The 19,564-nt window shown below is 65.6% G+C and carries 17 protein-coding genes; 8 read left to right on the top strand and 9 right to left on the bottom strand.

Translation table 11 applies throughout. The annotated features are described in order from the left end of the window. Positions 1-187 precede the first annotated feature (187 nt). Genes SUTH_RS17900 through ilvA form a run of 3 tightly spaced genes read right to left on the bottom strand, consistent with a single transcriptional unit; the run spans position 188 to position 4,243 of the window. Positions 188-823, bottom strand: coding sequence for a hypothetical protein (locus tag SUTH_RS17900; RefSeq protein ID WP_148312977.1), 636 nt, complete (start codon positions 821-823; stop codon positions 188-190). Between the two features lie 7 nt (positions 824-830). Then, positions 831-2,735 (bottom strand): adenylate/guanylate cyclase domain-containing protein, encoded by a 1,905-nt coding sequence (locus SUTH_RS17905; protein WP_052473779.1) that lies wholly within the window; start codon positions 2,733-2,735, stop codon positions 831-833. 2 nt (positions 2,736-2,737) lie between these two features. Next, entirely contained in the window at positions 2,738-4,243 is a 1,506-nt protein-coding gene (gene ilvA / locus SUTH_RS17910; RefSeq protein WP_041101209.1) for a threonine ammonia-lyase, biosynthetic, read from the bottom strand. A gap of 46 nt (positions 4,244-4,289) precedes the next feature. Between ilvA and SUTH_RS17915 the strand changes: the two genes are divergently transcribed. Next, a complete protein-coding gene (locus SUTH_RS17915; RefSeq protein ID WP_041101211.1) occupies positions 4,290-4,703 on the top strand; it encodes a YqaA family protein in 414 nt (137 codons plus the stop codon). On the opposite strand, the gene SUTH_RS17920 is transcribed toward SUTH_RS17915, so the two are convergent. The 4 genes from SUTH_RS17920 to SUTH_RS17935 are packed head-to-tail and all read right to left on the bottom strand — an operon-like array spanning position 4,667 to position 8,072. Then, the gene (locus tag SUTH_RS17920) at positions 4,667-6,034 is read right to left on the bottom strand and encodes an MATE family efflux transporter (protein WP_041101213.1); all 1,368 of its coding nucleotides are present in this window, start codon (positions 6,032-6,034) and stop codon (positions 4,667-4,669) included. The two genes, SUTH_RS17915 and SUTH_RS17920, sit on opposite strands and share 37 nt — an antisense overlap. A 50-nt stretch (positions 6,035-6,084) precedes the next feature. Further along, entirely contained in the window at positions 6,085-6,582 is a 498-nt protein-coding gene (locus tag SUTH_RS17925; protein WP_041101215.1) for a TPM domain-containing protein, read from the bottom strand. A 1-nt stretch (position 6,583) separates the two neighbouring features. Beyond that, positions 6,584-7,414: a TPM domain-containing protein gene (locus SUTH_RS17930; RefSeq protein WP_041101217.1), complete on the bottom strand. Its 831-nt coding sequence runs from the start codon at positions 7,412-7,414 to the stop codon at positions 6,584-6,586. A 7-nt stretch (positions 7,415-7,421) separates the two neighbouring features. Then, positions 7,422-8,072, bottom strand: coding sequence for a LemA family protein (locus SUTH_RS17935; protein ID WP_041102593.1), 651 nt, complete (start codon positions 8,070-8,072; stop codon positions 7,422-7,424). A 222-nt stretch (positions 8,073-8,294) separates the two neighbouring features. On the opposite strand from SUTH_RS17935, the gene SUTH_RS17940 reads away from it, so the two are divergent. From SUTH_RS17940 to SUTH_RS17950, 3 genes are all read left to right on the top strand, one after another. Further along, complete coding sequence (locus SUTH_RS17940; protein ID WP_041101219.1) at positions 8,295-12,080, top strand: DUF3683 domain-containing protein; 3,786 nt, start codon at positions 8,295-8,297, stop codon at positions 12,078-12,080. Further along, the gene (locus tag SUTH_RS17945; protein WP_041101221.1) at positions 12,077-12,685 is read left to right on the top strand and encodes a hypothetical protein; all 609 of its coding nucleotides are present in this window, start codon (positions 12,077-12,079) and stop codon (positions 12,683-12,685) included. The genes SUTH_RS17940 and SUTH_RS17945 overlap by 4 nt, the downstream gene beginning before the upstream one ends. A gap of 153 nt (positions 12,686-12,838) precedes the next feature. Further along, entirely contained in the window at positions 12,839-14,521 is a 1,683-nt protein-coding gene (locus SUTH_RS17950) for a hypothetical protein (protein WP_041101223.1), read from the top strand. On the opposite strand, the gene phoR is transcribed toward SUTH_RS17950, so the two are convergent. Continuing rightward, positions 14,512-15,816: a phosphate regulon sensor histidine kinase PhoR gene (gene phoR / locus SUTH_RS17955; RefSeq protein ID WP_084207506.1), complete on the bottom strand. Its 1,305-nt coding sequence runs from the start codon at positions 15,814-15,816 to the stop codon at positions 14,512-14,514. The genes SUTH_RS17950 and phoR overlap by 10 nt on opposite strands. Beyond that, on the bottom strand, positions 15,813-16,499 hold the full coding sequence (gene phoB / locus SUTH_RS17960) for a phosphate regulon transcriptional regulator PhoB (protein WP_041101225.1): 687 nt from the start codon (positions 16,497-16,499) through the stop codon (positions 15,813-15,815). Before phoB ends, phoR begins: the two co-directional genes overlap by 4 nt. 116 nt (positions 16,500-16,615) lie before the next feature. Here phoB and SUTH_RS17965 point away from each other — a divergent pair, with 116 nt between their 5' ends. The 4 genes from SUTH_RS17965 to SUTH_RS17980 all read left to right on the top strand — a co-directional run bounded on the left by SUTH_RS17965 (position 16,616) and on the right by SUTH_RS17980 (position 19,518). Then, positions 16,616-17,035 carry a gamma-butyrobetaine hydroxylase-like domain-containing protein gene (locus SUTH_RS17965; protein WP_041101227.1) on the top strand — a complete coding sequence of 140 codons (420 nt, stop codon included), beginning with the start codon at positions 16,616-16,618 and terminating at the stop codon, positions 17,033-17,035. A 13-nt stretch (positions 17,036-17,048) separates the two neighbouring features. Next, the gene (ubiE, locus tag SUTH_RS17970) at positions 17,049-17,780 is read left to right on the top strand and encodes a bifunctional demethylmenaquinone methyltransferase/2-methoxy-6-polyprenyl-1,4-benzoquinol methylase UbiE (RefSeq protein WP_041101229.1); all 732 of its coding nucleotides are present in this window, start codon (positions 17,049-17,051) and stop codon (positions 17,778-17,780) included. Positions 17,781-18,028: 248 nt separating this feature from the next. Then, positions 18,029-18,898, top strand: a complete 870-nt coding sequence (locus SUTH_RS17975; protein ID WP_041101231.1) for a Tim44 domain-containing protein — start codon at positions 18,029-18,031, stop codon at positions 18,896-18,898. Positions 18,899-18,945: 47 nt separating this feature from the next. Beyond that, entirely contained in the window at positions 18,946-19,518 is a 573-nt protein-coding gene (locus tag SUTH_RS17980) for a ubiquinone biosynthesis accessory factor UbiJ (protein ID WP_041101233.1), read from the top strand. The last annotated feature ends 46 nt before the right edge of the window (positions 19,519-19,564 follow it).

The following is a 19,564-nucleotide window of genomic DNA, read 5'->3' on the forward strand; positions in this document are numbered from 1 at the left end:
TCGTGATGCAACCTGACAGTTTGCCGATTCTTAGCCGGATAGCCATAAAAGAAATAAGCATATTCTGCAACCGCTAAAACCAAAATACCGGGATCGCCGTATTTTGGGGATCGAGAGTAAGTGGCTTTTCTGCAACATACCAGCCTCAGAGTCCGCTCGCATCGGAACGCGTCGGCGTCGACTGCAACTAGTTCTTGCTCTCCCGCGCGTTTTTCACAGACTTCCGGTACAGCGAAATCAACAGCGCCGCTTCCGGGGTTTTCGGCCCGTCCTGCTGCAAATCGCCCAGCACCCTTTCCACCCGGTCCAGTTCGCGCATGTCGAACAGGCCGGACAACAGGTACATCTCCGGCCCCAGGTCGTTGGCTTCGGCCCGGCGCTTGAGATCCTGATAGGTATCTTCCAGCTTGATCAAGGCACTCTGGCTGGGCACCGAGCGCAAACGGGTTACTCCGCCGCGGCCCTGGCTGTCCAGCGCAGGCGTGCGCGCAAGCTGCCGGGCCATGACCAGCGGCAGCAGCTTGATTTCCGGAGCCGGCAAGCCGCCCGGTTTCCCTTCGCGCAAAGCCATGTCCAGACGCCCGGGGCCGGACCAGGTTTCCCGGCGCCCGTTCTCGAAGTACACCACCTGCAGGCGACTGTCCTTATCGAGGGTAAGCCGATCGCCTTCCTTGAGCTTGACGAAGGCTTCGACCGGAACCTGCGCCGCTTCGGCCAGCCGCGTGACCCTGCCCTGCACCGACATGACGAGCGCAACTTCGGTCGCCCACGCCCGGCCGGAAACCAGCAAAACCAGACCAATCCATAAATACCTGTATGTCATGGCAACCTCATGCAACGTCGACAATCTCGAACGCCTCCACCGGCGCAACACGGCCCTTGACTGCGAGACGATGGAGGGCGCCCGTTTTCAGTTCGCCTCCAAACATCGAAACGGTATCACGGCTGGCCAGAATATGTGCGCCGGTTTCCTTGGTCTGGCCCTCCAGCCGCGAGGCGATATTCACCGTGTCGCCGATCGCGGTGTATTCCATGCGCACCGACGAGCCGATGTTGCCGATCACCGCCTCGCCGCTATGCACGCCGATGCCGATGTCGAATTCGGGCAGGTCGCGGCCGGCGAAGCGCTGTCCGACCCAGCCGCGGAATTCCATCGCGACGCCACGCAGGGCCACCGCCGCGCGCAGCGCGCGACGGGCATGATCGGGCTGGGCCAGCGGCGCGCCGAACTCGGCCATGATGGCATCGCCGATGAACTTGTCGATGGTCGCGCCTTCGGCGAGCAGCACTTTGCAGGCACGCTCGAGATAGGTATTGAGCAGTTCCACCACTTCGCGCGCGCTGAGCTTTTCCGAGAAGGTGGTGAAGTTGCGGATGTCGGAAAACAGCACGCTGATCTGTCGCGTCTGGCCGCCGAGCTCGGGCAGCTCGGGCGATTCCAGCAGCGCCGTGACCACCTGCGGCGAGACATAGCGGCCGAACATCTGGCCGATGCGCTCGCGCTCGCGCTGTTCGCGCGTCAGCCGCAACAGGGCAAGGCAGACCAGCACCACCAGCATGCCGACCTGCAGGTGGGCGACAGGAAACAGCAGGTTCTGCCGGAACAGCAGGTAGGCCGCCATCGCCGCGACCTGTATCGCCAGGAACACCAGCACCGCCGAGCGCCAGGCCGGGAGCGACATGCCGAACCACGCCAGCGCGCCCAGCACCACGGCAAACATCGCCAGCCGCGCCGCGGCCGGCACATCATCGAGGAAGCGACCGGCCAGCAGGGTTTCGATCACGTTGGCCTGGATTTCCGGACCGGCCATCAGCGTATTGGCGCCGCCGATGCTGGTTGAATACGGTGTCGGATGCAGGTCGTTCATGCTGGCGTAACCGGCGCCGATCACCACCACCTTGCCGGCCAGGGCGTGTACCTCGGGGTCGCTGGCGGCATTCGGCGCCAGCAGCTTGCGGAAGGACACGGTGTGGAAACTGCCCGGCGGGCCGGCAAACGCAATCGGTATCGCTCGCGCCGCCGGCAGCTCGCGGCCGCCGAAACGCCACGCCGCTGCCCGACTGTCCTGCCCGGTCGCGGCGGCGGCGGCCAGCAGGCCGAAAGACAAATGCGGCAGGCCTTGCGTTTGCGCAAATTCGCCGGGCGCCGCAACCAGCGCAAAACGCCGCACCGCGCCGTCGGCGTCGGAGGGCAGGTTGGCCAGCCCGACATGTCCCGGCAGATCAAGATTCGGCAAGGCCAGCAGGTAGTCCGGGCTGGGCAGGATGAAATCGTTCACCGTGTCGCCGGCGCCGACTCTGAAGCCGGCCAGCAGCACACCGCCCTGGTTGATCTGCCGGCGAAACGGCTGATCGTAGTTGCGCGAGGCTTCGCGCCCCACCAGGCCCAGCTTCTCGATCCAGCGTTCCGGGCTGCCGCTGAAAATGAAATCGATCGCGACCACCCTGGCGCCGACCTCGCGCAGCGTGGCCACTGCTTTGGCGAAATGCGGCGTCCAGAAGGCCAGCGGTTCGTCCGGCCGCTCGTTCAACGTCGGATCGTCGAGCATCACCAGTGCCGTGTGGCGCGGCGCTTCGCGCGGGCCGGCGATGCGATGCCACAGATCGGTGTAGAGATATTCGATGCGCGTCGCGACGCCGCTGCGGTACAGCCCTTCGGCCACGACCGTCGCCAACAGGGCGGCGGCCAGTGCGATCATCGCCGTGTTGTGGCCGAGGCGACGTGCCAGCCCCACGGCTACCCCAGAAACAGGCGGTACGCCGGGTTCTTCGTTTCGTCCCAGAAGCGGTAGCCGAGGTTCTTGAGAAAGGCCCGGAAATCCTTCATCTCCTTCGGCGGCACTTCCATGCCGACCAGCACACGGCCCGTATCGGCACCGTGGTTGCGGTAGTGGAACAGGCTGATGTTCCAGCCGGCGCTCATCTTGTTGAGGAAATGCATCAGCGCGCCGGGGCGTTCGGGAAACTCGAAGCGGTAGATCAGCTCGTTCTTGACTTGCGGCGCATGGCCGCCGACCAGATGGCGGATGTGCAGCTTGGCCATTTCGTCGTCGGTCAGGTCCAGCGCCGGGTAGCCGTTCTTCTGCAGCTGTGCGACCAGCTTGGTGGCTTCACCGCGATTGGCTACCTGCATGCCGACGAACACATGCGCCTCGCCGGCATCGTGGAAGCGGTAGTTGAATTCGGTAATGCTGCGCGAGCCGATCAGGCTGACGAACTTCTTGTAGCTGCCCGGCTTCTCCGGCAGGGTCACGGCCAGCACGGCTTCGCGCTGCTCGCCGACCTCGGCGCGTTCGGCGACGAAGCGCAGGCGGTCGAAATTCATGTTGGCGCCGGAAGCCACCGCCACCAGCGTCTTGCCCTGCACGCCGTGCTTCTTGGCCCAGGCCTTGGCGCCGGCCACCGCCAGCGCACCGGCCGGCTCGAGGATCGAACGCGTGTCCTCGAACACGTCCTTGATCGCCGCACAAATGGCGTCGGTGTCGACCAACACCATCTCGTCGACATACTGCTGGCACAGGCGGAAAGTCTCCTGCCCGACATACTTGACCGCCGCGCCATCGGCAAACAGGCCGACTGATTCCAGGCGCACGCGCTTGCCCGCCTTGAGCGAGCGGTCCATGGCATCGGCATCGGCCGCTTCGACGCCGATCACCCTGGTCTCGGGCCGCAGACGTTTGATGTAGGCCGCCACCCCCGAGATCAGCCCGCCGCCGCCGACGCAGCAGAACACCGCATCGATCGGGTCCGGATGCTGGCGCAGGATCTCCATGCCGATGGTGCCCTGCCCGGCGATCACGTCCGGATCGTCGAAGGGATGGACGAAATTGAGCTTCTGCTTCTTCTCCAGTTCCAGGGCATGGGCGTAGGCGGCGTCATAGGAATCACCGGCCAGCACCACTTCGGCGCCGCGCTTCTTCACCGCGTCGATCTTGATCTGCGGCGTGGTGGTCGGCATCACGATCACGGCGCGCAGCCCCAGCTTCTGCGCCGAGAGCGCCACGCCCTGCGCGTGGTTGCCGGCCGAGGCGCAGATCACGCCGCGCTTCCTCTGCGCCGGCGTCAGGTGGGCGATCTTGTTGTAGGCGCCGCGCAGCTTGAAGCTGAACACCGGCTGCATGTCCTCGCGCTTGAACAGGATGTTGTTGCCGACGCGCGCCGACAGGATCGGCGCCGGCTCCAAGGGCGTTTCGATGGCGACGTCATAGACGCGGGCGTTGAGAATTCTTTCGAGATAATCCATGGCGGCGGGGCGGAAGGTTCGGTAGCCGCAAAGGGTAACATGGCGCATGGACTTCGCTTACACGGCGGAAGCCGGTTTGGCCGGCCTGTTTCTCGCCAGCTTTCTTTCCGCGACGCTGCTGCCGGGCGGCTCCGAAGCCGTGCTGTTCGCCGTGATCAAGCTGCATCCCGAGCAAACACTGCCGGCACTGCTGCTGGCGACGCTGGGCAACACGCTGGGCGGCATGACCACCTACGCCATGGGCCGGCTGCTGCCGCAACACCTTGCCCCGGAGAAATCGGCGCTGGCGAGACGGCGCGGACCGCCGATCCTGCTGCTGGCCTGGGCACCGATCATCGGCGATGCCCTGTGTGCCGCCGCCGGCTGGCTGCGTCTGGCGCCGCTGCCCTGCGCACTGTGGATGGCGACCGGGAAAGCCGCGCGCTATGTGCTGGTGGCGGCCGGCGCCGGGATGGTCTGAGCCGAGATGCGCAGGAAGTAGGCCAGCACGCCGAGACCCGCAATCGTCAGGCTCGCCACGCCCGCCAGCCAGAACCCGGCGGCGCCGCGTGCCGCACCGAACATGTCGGTCAGCCCCAGCAGATAACCGCCGCCAAGGCCCACGCCCCACAGCGCCACGGCATAGATCGCCATCGGCGCCATGGAACGCTTGTAGCCGCGCAGCACCTGCGCCATGACCGCCTGCACGGCGTCGGCCACATGGTAGAAGGCCACGATGGCCAGCAACGTCGCAGCAGCGGCCGCGACCTGCGGGTCGGCGGTGTAAGCCCGAGCCAGCGGACGGGCACCGAAGAAAATTGCCGTGCCGACCAGCAGCGCAACGCCGCAGCCGACGCCCAGCCCGAGCAGGCCGGCGTGCCGCGAGCGCCGACTGTCGCCGGCGCCCAGCGCCTGGCCGACCAGCACGCCGGTGGCACTGCCCAGCGCCATCGGCACCATGAAAACGAAGACCGCGACGTTGGCCGCAATCTGGTGCGCCGCCGATGTTTCCGGCCCGAGCCGGGCGATGAACAAGGCCATGAAGGTGAAGGCCGTGACGTCGACCATGAAGGTCGCCCCCATCGGCAAACCGAGCAGCAACAACTCGCGCAGGGCCGGCAGGCGCGGCCACTCGAAGCGGGCAAACACGCCATAGACGGCATAGTCGATATCGCGCCGGCACCACAGCCAGGACAGTGTGGCGACGGTCCAGGTGATCACCGCCGTAGACCAGCCGCAACCGGCACCGCCCAGCGCCGGAAAACCGAAATGGCCGTACATGAAAACCCAGTTGAGCGGCGCCTTCAGCGCCAAACCGAGCAGGTTGAAGAACATCACCGGGCGCGGCCGGCCGATGCCGGTGGTGAAGCCGTAGAACACCCGGAAGAACAGCACGCCCGGCACCGCCCAGGCCACGCCGTCGAGATAGGCGCGCACTTTCACTTCGACCTCCGGCGTCAGGCGCGAAAACCGCAGCAGCAGGTCGGGATGCTTCAGCACGGCGAACGCAACCAGCGACAGGCCCAGCGCCAGCCAGGCGCATTGCCGCACGTCGGCGCCGATCTCGGCGAAGCGCTTCGCGCCGTAGTGATGCGCCACCACCGGGGTAAGCGCCAACAGCACGCCCATCGCCGTGACAAAGACGATGGCATAAATGCTGGCGCCGATGCCGACCGCCGCGAGATCGACCGACGAAAGCCGGCCGGCCATCAGCGTGTCGATCACGCCATTGGCCATCACCGCCGCCTGGGCGATCAGCACGGGCCAGGCGAGGTGCAGCAGTTCGCGCGGAAGGGAACGTGGGGCTGACATGCGCGGAGTCTAGCTGACGGCCAACAGCAGCAGCCCGCCGACAGCTGGCGTCAAATCACCAGCGGCTGGTCGGGCAATTCGTTGGGGTTGCTCACACCCGCCGGAAAGTGGCGCGCCAGCAGTTCGCCGGCACGGGCCACCGCCTGCAGCGCACCCTGCCGCCATTCGCCGCGGCGGAAGCTCGCCTCCATGGCGCGGCAGATCGCATCCCATTCGGCCTGCGGCACGCGCGCCGCGATGCCGCGGTCGGCGAGGATTTCGACACGATGATCGACCAGTTGCACGTAGATCAGGATGCCGCTGTTTTCGTCGGTATCCCAGACGCGCAGTTGCGAAAACAGATCCACCGCCCTGTCCCTCGGCGACAGATCGCGCCACAGTGCCGACAGAGGCAGCGGGCCTTCGACCACGAAGCGCAATTCGCCGCGATGCGATTTTTCGCAGGCTGCGATGGCATCGCCGATCGCCGCGAGATCGGCGCGGGCAAGTACGCGCCGGGCGAACCAGTCCGGCAGCAGCAGATGCTCGAGTACCCGTGAAAGCTTCATTTCACCATCTCCCCGAGGCACCACCGCCGCCGAATCCGCCGCCGCCGCCCGAGAAGCCGCCGCCTCCCCCGGAAAATCCGCCGCCGCCACGGCCACCGGAAAACACATTGACGAAGGACAGCAGGAACACCAGCACCGCCGCGCCAGCGGCAATGCCCAGGGAACCGAAGACCATGAAACCCAGCCAGCCGCCGATCGCCGCGGCCGCCAGCGAGCCGAACAGGCCGAACATCATGCGCAAAAAGCCGGCGCCGGCCACAACCAGGAACAACCATTCGATCCAGTCCGGCTGCTCGCCGCCCTGCGGCGCGGCGATGGGGGCCGGAACGGTTTCGCCAGGCTGACCGGCGCCGCCCAGCGCCTGATCAAGGGCCGCGATCGCCGTCTGCAACCCGCCGAAGAAGTCGCCCTGGCGAAAGGCCGGGGCCATGCGTTCGTTGACGATGCGGCTGGCAATCGCATCGGGGATGGGCCCTTCCAGTCCGTAGCCGACTTCGATGCGCATCCGGCGATCGTTCTTGGCGACGATGACGATGACGCCGTTGTCGGCGCCCTTGCGCCCGATCTTCCAGGCCTCCGCGAGGCGTATGCCGAATTGCTCGATGGCTTCGGGCTGCGTCGTCGGCAGCAGCAACACCGCGATCTGTGCGCGCCCGGCACGGTCGATCGCCGCCAGTTGCGCCTCCAGCCGACCGCGCTGGGTGGCGTCGAGGGTACCGGTCAGGTCGGTGACGCGCGCGCTGAGCGCCGGCAGCGGCACCGGCTCGGCCGCCCGCCCGATGCCGGGCAGCAGCAACCAGAGCAGGGCCAGCCAGGCCGGCCAGCGCAGCATCACGGTATTACTTGGCCGGCGCGGGTGCGGGAGTCGGCGCTGGCGCCACGGCGGGTGCGGCGGCGGGCGGCGCGTCGAACTTGATCGCCGGCGGCGTCGACATCGCCTTTTCATCCTCGACCGTGAAATTGGCCTTGGTCTGCCAGCCCATGACCATCGCGGTCAGGTTGTTGGGGAAGGTGCGCACCGAGACGTTGTACTCCTGCACCGACTTGATGTAGCGGTTGCGCGCCACGGTGATGCGGTTCTCGGTGCCCTCCACCTGCGCCTGCAGGTCGCGGAAATTGGCGTCGGCCTTGAGGTTCGGGTAGTTTTCCGCGACGACCAGCAGCCGCGACAGCGCCCCGCCCAGTTCGCCCTGGGCCTTCTGAAACTTGGCGAAGGCGGCCGGGTCGTTGATCAGCTCGGGCGTGGCTTTCATCCCGGCGACATTGGCGCGCGCCTCGGTCACGCGGGTCAGCACGTCCTTCTCGTGGCTGGCGTAACCCTGCACCACCGACACCAAGTTGGGAATCAGGTCCGCGCGGCGCTTGTACTGGTTCAACACCTCCGACCACGCGGCATTCACCGCCTCGTCGTTGATCTGGATCTGGTTGTAACCGCAGCCGGACAGCAGGGTCGCCGCAAGGGCCAGCACGGCAAAGAGGCGCATACGCATGGTGTTCTCCAATCGGGAGGGGAAACAGCTGCAAATATGGCGGCGATGTACTGCAATTGCAAGGGGGACTTCTTCTCCCACGCTCCAGCGCCGGGACTCGCACCGGCGCGGCCACCCATCAGGCACGGACCCCAGAAGTCGGCGCTGACCACACGCCGCGCAGGGCCTCTGCCGCGCCCCATCGCCTACAATAGAGCCCCCTCAGCCTCGCCGAACGCCAGCATGACCGCCCGCCTGCGCGAAATCCCCTACAACTACACCTCGTTCTCCGACCGCGAGATCGTCATCCGCCTGCTCGGCGCGGAGGCTTGGGCGACGCTGAACGAATTGCGCGCGGAGCGCGTCACCGGCCGCTCCGCGCGCATGCTCTACGAAGTGCTGGGCGACATCTGGGTGGTACGGCGCAATCCCTATCTGGAAGACGACCTGCTGGGCAATCGCGAACGGCGCGAGGCGCTGGTGGAGGCCCTGCGCCACCGGCTGCGCGAAATCGACAAGCGGCGTGAGGTTGGCACACCCCGGAACGAGCGCGTCGCACTGTTGCTGACCGCCGCACAGGCCGCCGTGCAGTCCTTCGAGCGCTGGTTCGAGGAAACCCGCAGCCTGCGCAAGAAGGCGTTGAAGGCGCTGGCCCGCCACACGCGTCGCGACAACATCTGTTTTGACGGCCTGGCGCGCGTCTCGCATGTGACGGACGCCACCGACTGGCGTGTCGAGTATCCCTTCGTCGTGCTGGCGCCCGACACCGAAGATGAGATGGCGCCGCTGGTGCGCGCCTGCATCGAACTCGGCCTGACCATCATCCCGCGCGGCGGCGGCACTGGTTACACCGGCGGCGCGGTGCCGCTGGATGCCCTCTCGGTGGTGATCAACACCGAAAAGCTGATCGATCTCGGCGCCGTCGAGATGAAGCGCCTGCCCGGAACCGACAGGGACTACGCGACGGTGCGCACCGGCGCCGGGCTGGTTACGCGCCGCGTCATGGAAGCGGCTGAGAAAGCCGAGCTGGTGTTCGCCTGCGACCCGACCTCGGCTGACGCCTCCTGCATCGGCGGCAACATCGCGATGAACGCGGGTGGCAAGAAGGCGGTGCTGTGGGGCACGGCGCTGGACAACCTGGCCTCGTGGCGCATGGTGACACCCGACGGCAACTGGCTGGACGTCGAGCGCCTCAACCACAATTTCGGCAAGATCCACGAACAGGAAACTGTCAGCTTCCGCCTCGTGCGCTGGGACGCGACAGGAAAGAAGAAGCTCGGCGAGGAGCAACTCGACGTGCCGGGCCGGCTGTTCCGCAAGGAAGGCCTCGGCAAGGACGTCACCGACAAGTTCCTCGCCGGCATTCCGGGCGTGCAGAAGGAAGGCACCGACGGCCTGATCACTTCGGCGGTGTGGGTGTTGCACAAGATGCCGCCGGTGACGCGCACGGTCTGCCTGGAATTCTTCGGCCGCGTCACCGACGCCGTGCCCTCCATCGTCGAGATCACCGATTACTTCAAGCCGGGCGGCGCGGGACTCGCCGCCGGCGTGCAACTTGCCGGCCTCGAACACCTCGACGAACGCTACGTGCGCGCCGTCGGCTATGCGACCAAGGCAAAACGGCACGGCCGGCCGAAGATGGTGCTGATCGGCGACATAGTCGGCGCCGACGACACGGCGGTGATGGCCGCCGCATCCGAAGTGGTACGCATGGCCAATGCGCGCGGCGCCGAGGGCTTCATCGCCGTCTCGCCCGAGGCGCGCAAGAAGTTCTGGCTCGACCGCGCGCGCACCGCGGCGATTTCGAAGCACACCAACGCCTTCAAGGTGAACGAGGATGTGGTGATTCCGCTGCCGCGCATGGGCGACTACTGCGACGGCATCGAACGCATCAACATCGAACTCTCGATCGCCAACAAGATCGAACTGGCCGACGCGCTGAGCGAATTTCTCAAGGGCGAACTGCCGCTGCATGCGGGTGACGCCAACCTCGACCCGGAGCTGCTGCTGGGCGACAAGCGCGAGCAGGCATTGGAGCTGATCGCCGAGGTGCGTGCCGGCTGGCAGGGCCTGCTCGACAATCTCGACCGGCATTTCGCCGAGTTGCAGGATTACCGTTTGCGCGTGTCGTGGAAGACCGAACTCAAGGCGCCGCTGGAAGCCCTGTTCGACGGCAATGCCTTCCGCCCGGTGCTGGAGCGGATCACGGCGATCCACCAGGAAGTGCTGCGCGGCCGCGTCTTCGTCGCCCTGCACATGCACGCCGGCGACGGCAACGTGCACACCAACATCCCGGTGAATTCCGACCACTATGCGATGCTGCAGACCGCCTACAAGGCCGTCGAACGCATCATGGCTCTGGCCAAGTCGCTGGGCGGGGTAATCTCCGGCGAACATGGCATCGGCATCACCAAGCTGGAATTCCTTGGCGACGACGAGATCCGCCCCTTCCGCGACTACAAGCAGAAGGTCGACCCGGACGGCTGCTTCAATCGCGGCAAGCTGATGGCGGGTGGCGATCTGGCCAACGCCTACACGCCGTCGTTCGCGTTGCTCGGCGTCGAGTCGCTGATCATGGAGCAATCCGACGTCGGCAGGATTTCCGAGTCGATCAAGAACTGCCTGCGCTGCGGCAAGTGCAAGCCGGTGTGCTCGACCCATGTGCCGCGCGCCAACCTGCTCTACAGCCCGCGCAACAAGATCCTCGGCACCTCGCTGCTGATCGAAGCCTTCCTCTACGAAGAGCAGACCCGGCGCGGCATTTCGCTGCAGCACTTCGACGAATTTTCCGACGTCGCCGACCATTGCACCGTGTGCCACAAGTGCGTGACGCCCTGCCCGGTGGATATCGACTTCGGCGACGTCTCGGTGGCGATGCGCAACTTCCTGCGCCGCCAGGGCAAGAAAAAATTCAATCCGGGCACGGCGGCGGCGATGGGCTTCCTTTCCGCCACCGACCCGGCAACCATCAAGCTGGTGCGCGCCGGCATGATCCAGCTCGGCTACAAGGCGCAGCGCCTCGGCCACGCACTGGCGAAATCCTTCGGCCTGATCCAGGACAGCGTCAAGCATCCGCCGGCCACGCTGGGGCGCCCCGAACTCAAGGCGCAGGTGATCCATTTCCTCAACAAGCCGATGCCGAAGGACGTGCCCAACCGCACCTCGCGCGCCCTGCTCGACGTCGAGGACGACAGCCTGATCCCGGTGATCCGCGACCCGCAGCGAACTGCCGAGGATTCCGAAGCGGTGTTCTACTTTCCCGGTTGCGGCTCGGAGCGACTGTTCTCGCAAGTCGGGCTGGCCACGCAGGCCATGCTCTGGCATGCCGGCGCCACCACGGTGTTGCCGCCGGGCTACCTGTGCTGCGGCTATCCGCAGACCGCCAGCGGCGACGAGGACAAGGGCCAAGCCATCACCACGGCCAACCGCGTGCTGTTCCACCGCGTCGCCAACACGCTGAACTACCTCGACATCAAGACCGTCGTGGTCTCCTGCGGCACCTGCATGGACCAGTTGCTGAAGTACGAGTTCGGCAAGATATTCCCCGGCTGCCGGCTGGTGGACATCCACGAATGGCTGTTCGAAAAAGGCATCAAGCTCGATGGCGTGAAAGGCATGCAGTACATGTACCACGAGCCCTGCCACACGCCGATGAAACACTATTCGGGCGTCAAGGTGGCCAACGCGCTGATGGGCCAGCGCGTCGATCTCAGCGATCGCTGCTGCGGCGAATCGGGATCGCTGGCCGTTTCGCGGCCCGATGTGTCGACCCAGATCCGCTTCCGCAAGCAACAGGAAATCGAGGCAGGTGCTGCCGAACTCAGAAGAGTCGGCGCCGGCGGTACGGCGGTGAAAATCCTCACCTCCTGCCCCTCCTGCCTGCAAGGCCTGTCGCGCTACGAGAACGATGCGGATATTTCCGCCGACTACATCGTGGTCGAAATGGCCAGGGCGATCCTCGGTCCCGACTGGATGCAGAACTACCTGCGCGCGGCCAACAGCGGCGGCATTGAACGGATACTGCTTTGAGCGAAACCGACAGCGCACCGGGCCGGCCGATCGACAAGCGGCCCTTCTACTGGATGCTGGGCATTCTCGGCGGCATGGTCGTGTCCGTGCTCGGCTTCCAGTTCGCGGGCAACCAGAAGCTGCACAACACGGCGTTGTGGCAGCGTTTCAGGCCCGTGACGCTGGTCTCGCCGCCGCAGACCGCGACGCCGGTGGAAGTGCAGGACACGCGTCGCGTGGGCTATGTCGTGGTGCAGACGGAAAAGGGACTCTACTTCCTGACCGGGGCCAAATACGTGCCGCCCGCCGGATCGAAGGTGGTGGTGCAAGCCAACGAGCGCTGGGACTTGTTCCTCTGCGCCGAAGACGGCAGCCGCTGCATGAGCATCCATTCCTTCTGCGCCGAGGCCACCTGGCCCAATCTGCGGCGCGATGAGCAAGGCCGCATGGAATCCTGCTTCGCCCCACGCGCGCTCGACACGCCCTTGCCGGAAGTCTCCAGCGTGAAACCGCTGACGGCCGTGCCCGGCGGCGTCGGCAAGGGCAAGCGCATGCCGCCGGCCCTGGGCTTGTCCCATCCGCGCGAATGGTCCTGGCGCATGGGCCTGCCCGCACAATCGCGCTGAAACACCCGATCAGGGCCGTGCGACACCACATGGCGCCGGATTGGCGCTATGCTTATGAAATGCGATACATATCAACTGCAAGCTCTGTGCCGATTCCGGCGATGATTTGCTGCGAACTCCGACAGCCGAACTTTCGACCTTGAATGAAACGCCATGAACTTTGACCTGCCTCCCACCGGTACCGACCCGAGCCCCGCCTTCGTCAATGCGATTGCCTGCCAGGACTGGCTGGTCACCGTTCCGCTGGCGAATGCCGTGCAGGCACAGTCGATGTTCCTGCGCCAGTTGAACCTGCTGCACCGTTTCGCCCTCCCTGCTTCCGAGCGTTTTGCCATTCTTGACACGCTGCGCGGTCCGGTAAGCGACGTGCAGGGAGACGCGGTAAAGAAGTTCGCCAGCAAGCCCCTGCCTTTCGCGCCGCACGAGCAGGCGGCGCTGGACAGCACGCTGAACGTCTGGCACATGCTGGCACTGGGCTACCTGCGCTGTTTCGAATCCCTCTGCGCGGGGGATTCCGGCGTTATCACGACGGCCGTCTTGCAGTCAAAGCGGACACTGCTCGCCGGCGACCAGGAGCTGGCAGCCAAGATCGCCGTCCTCGCCCAGCGCACGCTGTCGGTGTTTGCCGACTGGCAGGTTGATCTGTGTCGCGGCGAGCAGTTGCCCGACCCGACCTACTGGAAGAAATTGCACCAGATTTTTTCCGCCGCCGAGACTCTCGGCATCGCCGCGCGCGCGGTCAATGATCCGGTGCGGCACGGCAACGCGCCGACCAGCGCGCTGGCCGCCTACGGTGAATGCAACCTGCTCTCCACGGCCAACCCCTATGAGCTCCCGGCACGCCATCTGGCCTGGGTGGCACGCTGGGCAAGGCGCTGGGGCGCCAAGCTGGCGCTGCTGAAAATGCCGCCCGAAGACATTCGCAACCGCGCCGTGCCGCTGTGGGTCGACCTCGAGTCCGATCGGCCGGCAAGCTATGCGCCGCGAGCCTCAAGCAGCGGTCGCTGGCTGGAAACCACCGAGCTCAGGAAGAGCCTGGTGGCCCGCATCGCCTTGCTGGAACAAGGTCGCGCCCCCGCCCAGCTGCAGCTCGGCGACGACGTTACCCAGCCCGCCGCGGGCCAGTTGCTGGAACGGGTTCTGCAACGCTGGTGCAAGGGCGGCGTGCCGCGTCGCCATGAACGCCGCAGCGCAAGCGGCACCTGCAATTTCATTGCGGGCTTCGAGGCGGTGCATTACCACCTCTCGGGCCGCCAGATGTTTCATGCCCCCTCGCGCGACGATACGACGCTGCGACGCGAGCGGGAACAGTTCGAAACCTTCGGCGACCATAGCCACAAGGCAGGAAGTACCGGCGGCGAAGAGGGCGCATCGAATCTCGAGAACTGGGAAATCATGGACGACTGGCGCCTGCTCGATGAGTCCGCCACCGGCCTGCGCATCTCGCGGCCGCTGAAGGAAGGCGCGCGCATCGGGGCCGGCCAGTTGATCGCGGTAAAAACGCAGGACAGCCAGCACTTCACCCTGGGCAACGTGCGCTGGGCATTGCGCGAAGGAGATGCCTCCCTCGCGGCGGGCATTCAGCTATTCCCCGGCCAACCGCGTCCGGTCGCGATACGCACGGTGGAAGCCGACGGCCGCGGCACGTGGCGCCCGGGCTTCCTGCTGCCGGAAGCCGCCGACCTCAAGGAGCCGCCAAGCGTGGTTGTTCCCGTCGGCACATTTCGCATCGAACGCAGCATCGAGGTCATGGTCGATGAGAAACTACGAGTGCTGAAGCTGTCCCGCGTCCTCGATCGCGGCGTCGAGTTCGAGCGCTGCAATTTTCACGACTGAATCCGGTGCGGTGGAAACACCGCGCTGAAGGTCGAACCATGCCCCGGCTCGCTTTCGATCTGAAGCACCGCCTGGTGCCGCTCCAGCACATGCTTGACGATGGCCAGGCCAAGCCCGGTGCCGCCCGCTTCGCGCGAACGACCACGATCGACCCGGTAAAACCGCTCCGTCAGGCGGGGCAGGTGTTCCGGAGCGATGCCGATGCCGCTGTCGCGCACTGAATACCGGCCGCCGGCCTCGCCCTCGGCGCTCCAGCGCAACATGATCTCGCCGCCGTCCGGGGTATAGCGCACCGCATTCACGGCCAGGTTGGCAAAGGCCGAACGCAACTCGCGCGCACTGCCCAGCAGGACCTTGGGCCCCCCGCTTTCAAGCGTGATGCGATGCCGCCCCGCCGAAAGCGCTTCGATTTCCTGACAGATGTCGGCCAGCATGGCGGCAACGTCTATCGGATCTTCAAGAGGCGGCGGCGCATCGGTTTCCAGCGACGACAGCGTCAGCAGGTCGTCGATCAGCTGCTGCATGCGCCGCGCCTGGTCGGCGGCGGTTTTCAGGTAATGGGCAAGCTCCTGTGGCGGCGTATCGTCCAGCGCATCCAATGCGGTTTCGACAAAGCCGAGCGTCACGGTCAGCGGCGTCTTCAGTTCATGCGAAACATTGGCGACGAAATCGCGCCGCATGGTGGCGAGCTTCTGCAACTGCGTCACGTCGCGCACCAGCAGCAGCGTGCGTCCCGCCGCGAAAGGAGCAGCCTGGACCTGCAGGGTGCGGCCCGGATTGCGCTGGGTGCGCAGCTCCAGCGGCACGCCGCGATGATCGGGGCTGTCGAGGTAGGCCAGAAATTCCGGTTCGCGCAGCAGATGCGTGATGCGGCTGCCGGTATCGATCGAACCCTTGAGGCCGAGGCAGGCCTCGGCGTGGAGATTCATCCACTCGATGGCGCGGTGGCCGTCGAGGATCATGACGCCGTCGGGCAAGGCCTCGGCGGCGCGGCGGAAGCGATCCAGCTCCTGGGTCGCCTGCTCGCGCTCGGCACTGGCCAGCCGGCCCCGCCGGTGCAGGGCTTCGAACACCGCACCCCAGGCACCGCTGGCGCTCGGTGTCGGCGTGCCCAGCGGACAACCGGCCCAGTGGATGAGGCGCAGCACCATCCAGAGCTGGCGCAGAAAAAAGAAGGCGAAGCTGCCAAGCGCCATCAGTACCGCACCGGACTCGCGTGCCGCAAACCAGCCCGCCAGCGTGGCCAGAGCCGCCAGCGCAATGGCCGCCAGCAGCTCCCTCAGTACCGCCCTCACGTCGCTGAAATCCGGTAGCCGCTGCCACGCACCGTCTGGATCAGCGCATCATGTCCGGTCGCTTCGAGGGCGGCGCGCAGGCGGCGAATATGCACGTCGACCGTGCGCTCCTCGACGAAAACATGGTCGCCCCACACCTGGTCGAGCAGCTGCGCGCGGCCATGCACCCGCTCCGGATGCGTCATCAGAAAATGCAGCAGGCGGAATTCCGTCGGACCGAGATCCACCTCCGCATTGCCGGCCGTGATCCGGTGCGTCACCGGATCCAGCCGCAGGCCGCCGATCTCGACGGCATCCTCGGTGGCTTGCGGTGCATGCCGGCGCAGCACGGCCTTGATGCGCGCCATCAACTCGCGCGGGCTGAAGGGCTTGGTCACGTAGTCATCGGCACCGATCTCCAGGCCTTCTATCTTGTCGCGCTCCTCGGCGCGCGAGGTCAGCATGATGATGGGCAGCATCCGGGTGCGTGCCTCGCTGCGCAACAGGCGAGCGAAGTCTACCCCGCTCATGCCGGGCAGCATCCAGTCGAGCAGTACCAGATCGGGAAGCGCCTGCTGTACCAGGCGACGCGCGGTTTCGGCATCGGTCGCCAGTTGCACGGAATGGCCGGCGCGGCGCAGATTGACCTCGATCAGCGACTGGATCGCCGGTTCATCCTCAACTACCAGTATCGTCGCGGGCATGGTTATTCGGTCTCTCCAAAAGCCTGCAGTCTATTGCGGCTTGATGACGGTTCCATGACATCGATGCGGCCCGCCGCGTGCGCTATCATAGCGGGCCAATTCAAGGAGCTGTCACCATGTCCGGTCTCGACCCCAAGACCCCGATTCCCACCGAGATCACCCTGCACAAAAAGTCGCGCATGCTCGAACTCACCTTCGACGACGGCAGCCACTACAACCTGCCCGCCGAATTCCTGCGCGTCTGGAGTCCCTCCGCCGAAGTTCGCGGCCACGGTCCGGGACAGGAGACGCTGCAAACCGGCAAGCGCAATGTCGAGATCACCGCGCTGGAGCCGGTCGGCAACTATGCGGTGCAGCCGACTTTCTCCGATGGCCACAGCAGCGGCATCTACTCGTGGGATTTGCTGCACAAGCTCGGCGCCGATCAGGAAGCGCTCTGGGCGGATTATCTCGACCGCCTTGAAAAAGCCGGTGCCAGCCGCGATGTGGACTCGACGACCAAGCCACCCAAGTCGGGTGGCTGCGGCAGCCATTGAGCAAGAACTCGGCATGAGCAAGACCCATTTCGGTTTTGAAACCGTAGACGAGAAGGAAAAGGCGCAGCGCGTAGCCGGCGTCTTTTCGTCGGTCGCGCAGAAATACGACGTGATGAACGATCTCATGTCGATGGGTCTGCATCGGCTCTGGAAGAAATTCACCATCGACATCGCCGCGCCGCGACCCGGCGAACGCGTGCTCGATGTCGCCGGCGGCACGGCCGATCTTTCGTCGGCCTTCGCCCGCCGCGTCGGTGCCGACGGTCAGGTCTGGCTCACCGACATCAACAACGCCATGCTCGGCGTCGGTCGCGACCGCCTGCTCGATGAAGGCGTACTGGCTCCGGTGGCCCAGTGCGATGCGGAAAAGCTGCCCTTCCCCGACAACCATTTCGACATCGTCACGGTGGCCTTCGGCCTGCGCAACATGACACACAAGGATCGCGCGCTGGCGGAAATGCGCCGCGTGCTGCGACCCGGCGGACGCCTGCTGGTACTGGAGTTTTCCAAAGTGTGGAAGCCGCTGGAAAAGGCCTATGATGCCTACTCGTTCAAGTTGCTGCCCTGGCTGGGCGAGAAAATCGCAGGGGACGCCGAGTCCTACCGCTACCTGGCCGAGTCGATCCGCATGCACCCCGACCAGGCCACGCTCAAGGCCATGATGGAACAAGCCGGGCTGGAACGGGTCGAAGTATTCAACATGACAGCCGGCGTCGTCGCGCTGCATCGTGGTTACAAGTTCTAAAGCTCATGGTCACATCAGACCATCCGCAGAGAATGAAACACGCGAATAGCGAATTGAAGGCCCGCCCCTCCCATCCGCTTCGCGGCCCACGGCTGTCTTTGCACAGCCAGCCGGCTGCGGCGGCGCACCGCATGCGGTGCGAAACCCCGCCTCGCCCCCTCACGGGGAGGCTTCTGATTTGCTCGCTTCGCTCGACTGTCACCGGTCGCTCTGAACGAGTTGTTTCACATTAACGAGGAGAAGAAACAATGAAGCGATTGGTGATTGCCGTCTTTGCGGCGGTGGTTGGATTGGGCTTGATGGTTCCGGATGCCGAAGCCCGGCGTCTGGGTGGCGGCAAGTCGGCCGGCATGCAGCGCCAGGCGACACCCGCTCCCACGGCACCGGCTGCGGCCGGCAAGCCTGCGGCCGCTCCGGCCGCAGCAGCGGCACCCGCGGCTGCGGCCAAGCCGGCCGGCATGAGCCGCTTCCTCGGCCCCCTGGCCGGCCTCGCCGCCGGTCTTGGCATCGCCGCGCTGCTGTCGCACTTCGGCCTCGGCGAAGGCATGGCCAACATGCTGCTGATTCTCGCACTGGGCATGGTGGCATTCTTCGTCATCCGCTGGCTCATGAGCAAGCGCACTCCCCAAGCCGGCATGCAGTACGCCGGTGCCGGCCCCGGCAATGCCGCTCCGGCGAATTTCACGCCCGCTCGATTCGAAGGCTCGGGGGTCGGCGCTGGCGCTACGGTGGCCGCTGCTGCCGGAAACATCCCCGCCGATTTCGACGTGGAAGGTTTCCTGCGCCAGGCCAAGCTCAACTTCGTGCGCCTGCAGGCGGCCAACGACCGTGGCGACATGGACGACATCCGCGAGTTCACGGCGCCCGAGTTGTTCGCCGAGATCAAGCTGCAGCATCAGGAACGTGGCGGCCGCAACCAGGAAACCGACGTGATGCAATTGAACGCAGAACTGCTCGAAGTCGCTACCGAGGAAGGTCGCCACGTGGCCAGCGTGCATTTCTCCGGCCAGTTGCGTGAGGACAGCGGCACACCGGAAGCCTTCGCCGAAACCTGGCATCTGGTGAAGCCTACCGACGGCAGCCGCGGCTGGAACGTGGCCGGGATCCAGCAGGTCTGACGCTCGCCCGCGAAGCGGAATTCCCGGCGCGCAAAACGACCGTCACCATGCAGCCCCTGCCCGCACCGCTGCTTGCAGCGATCAATCACCTGCTCGGGCAGGCCGCTTGGGCGCGGGAAAAGCTGGCGCCGTTTGCCGGACATGCCGCCCGGATAAAACTGCCGCCTTTCGAGGCGGCTTTTTTGATTGGTAGCGATGGATTCATTTCCGCACCCGCACCCGAGGCCGAGCTGGAGGTCAGCATTTCGCTGCCGGCTGCCACGCCGCTGCTGGCACTGCAGGGCAAGGAAGTGGTGATGCGGGCGGCACGCATCGAGGGTTCGGCGGAATTCGCCCAGACGCTGGCTTTCGTCATTCGCAACCTGCGCTGGGATGCGGAGGAGGATCTCTCGAAAGTCTTTGGCGACATCGCGGCCCATCGCATCGTGACCGGCACCCGCGAGTTTGTCGCCTGGCAACAGCAGGCGGCGCAGAACTTCGCCGAAAATCTCGCCGAGTACTTCACCGAAGAGCAGCCCATGATTGCACGCCAGGAGGATATCACCGGGTTTTCCGGCGATATCGATCGCCTGCGCGACGACGTCGCGCGACTGGAAAAGCGGATACAAATGCTCGGCTGAAGCTGGACTGATCGCCGCCTAAATTATTTTTATTGGCTCCTTCCAA

Origin of the sequence: Sulfuritalea hydrogenivorans sk43H, from assembly GCF_000828635.1 — a bacterium.
GTDB lineage: Bacteria > Pseudomonadota > Gammaproteobacteria > Burkholderiales > Rhodocyclaceae > Sulfuritalea > Sulfuritalea hydrogenivorans.

Bases quoted from the DNA above. Each gene is read 5' to 3' on its own strand.
- SUTH_RS17950 (WP_041101223.1), top strand. From the start codon at position 12,839: ATGAACTTTGACCTGCCTCCCACCGGTACCGACCCGAGCCCCGCCTTC.
- SUTH_RS17930 (WP_041101217.1), bottom strand. From the start codon at position 7,414: ATGCTGCGCTGGCCGGCCTGGCTGGCCCTGCTCTGGTTGCTGCTGCCC.
- SUTH_RS17965 (WP_041101227.1), top strand. From the start codon at position 16,616: ATGTCCGGTCTCGACCCCAAGACCCCGATTCCCACCGAGATCACCCTG.
- ubiE (WP_041101229.1), top strand. From the start codon at position 17,049: ATGAGCAAGACCCATTTCGGTTTTGAAACCGTAGACGAGAAGGAAAAG.
- SUTH_RS17920 (WP_041101213.1), bottom strand. From the start codon at position 6,034: ATGTCAGCCCCACGTTCCCTTCCGCGCGAACTGCTGCACCTCGCCTGG.
- ilvA (WP_041101209.1), bottom strand. From the start codon at position 4,243: ATGGATTATCTCGAAAGAATTCTCAACGCCCGCGTCTATGACGTCGCC.
- SUTH_RS17925 (WP_041101215.1), bottom strand. From the start codon at position 6,582: ATGAAGCTTTCACGGGTACTCGAGCATCTGCTGCTGCCGGACTGGTTC.
- SUTH_RS17935 (WP_041102593.1), bottom strand. From the start codon at position 8,072: ATGCGTATGCGCCTCTTTGCCGTGCTGGCCCTTGCGGCGACCCTGCTG.
- SUTH_RS17900 (WP_148312977.1), bottom strand. From the start codon at position 823: ATGACATACAGGTATTTATGGATTGGTCTGGTTTTGCTGGTTTCCGGC.
- SUTH_RS17975 (WP_041101231.1), top strand. From the start codon at position 18,029: ATGAAGCGATTGGTGATTGCCGTCTTTGCGGCGGTGGTTGGATTGGGC.
- phoB (WP_041101225.1), bottom strand. From the start codon at position 16,499: ATGCCCGCGACGATACTGGTAGTTGAGGATGAACCGGCGATCCAGTCG.
- SUTH_RS17915 (WP_041101211.1), top strand. From the start codon at position 4,290: ATGGACTTCGCTTACACGGCGGAAGCCGGTTTGGCCGGCCTGTTTCTC.
- SUTH_RS17980 (WP_041101233.1), top strand. From the start codon at position 18,946: ATGCAGCCCCTGCCCGCACCGCTGCTTGCAGCGATCAATCACCTGCTC.
- SUTH_RS17940 (WP_041101219.1), top strand. From the start codon at position 8,295: ATGACCGCCCGCCTGCGCGAAATCCCCTACAACTACACCTCGTTCTCC.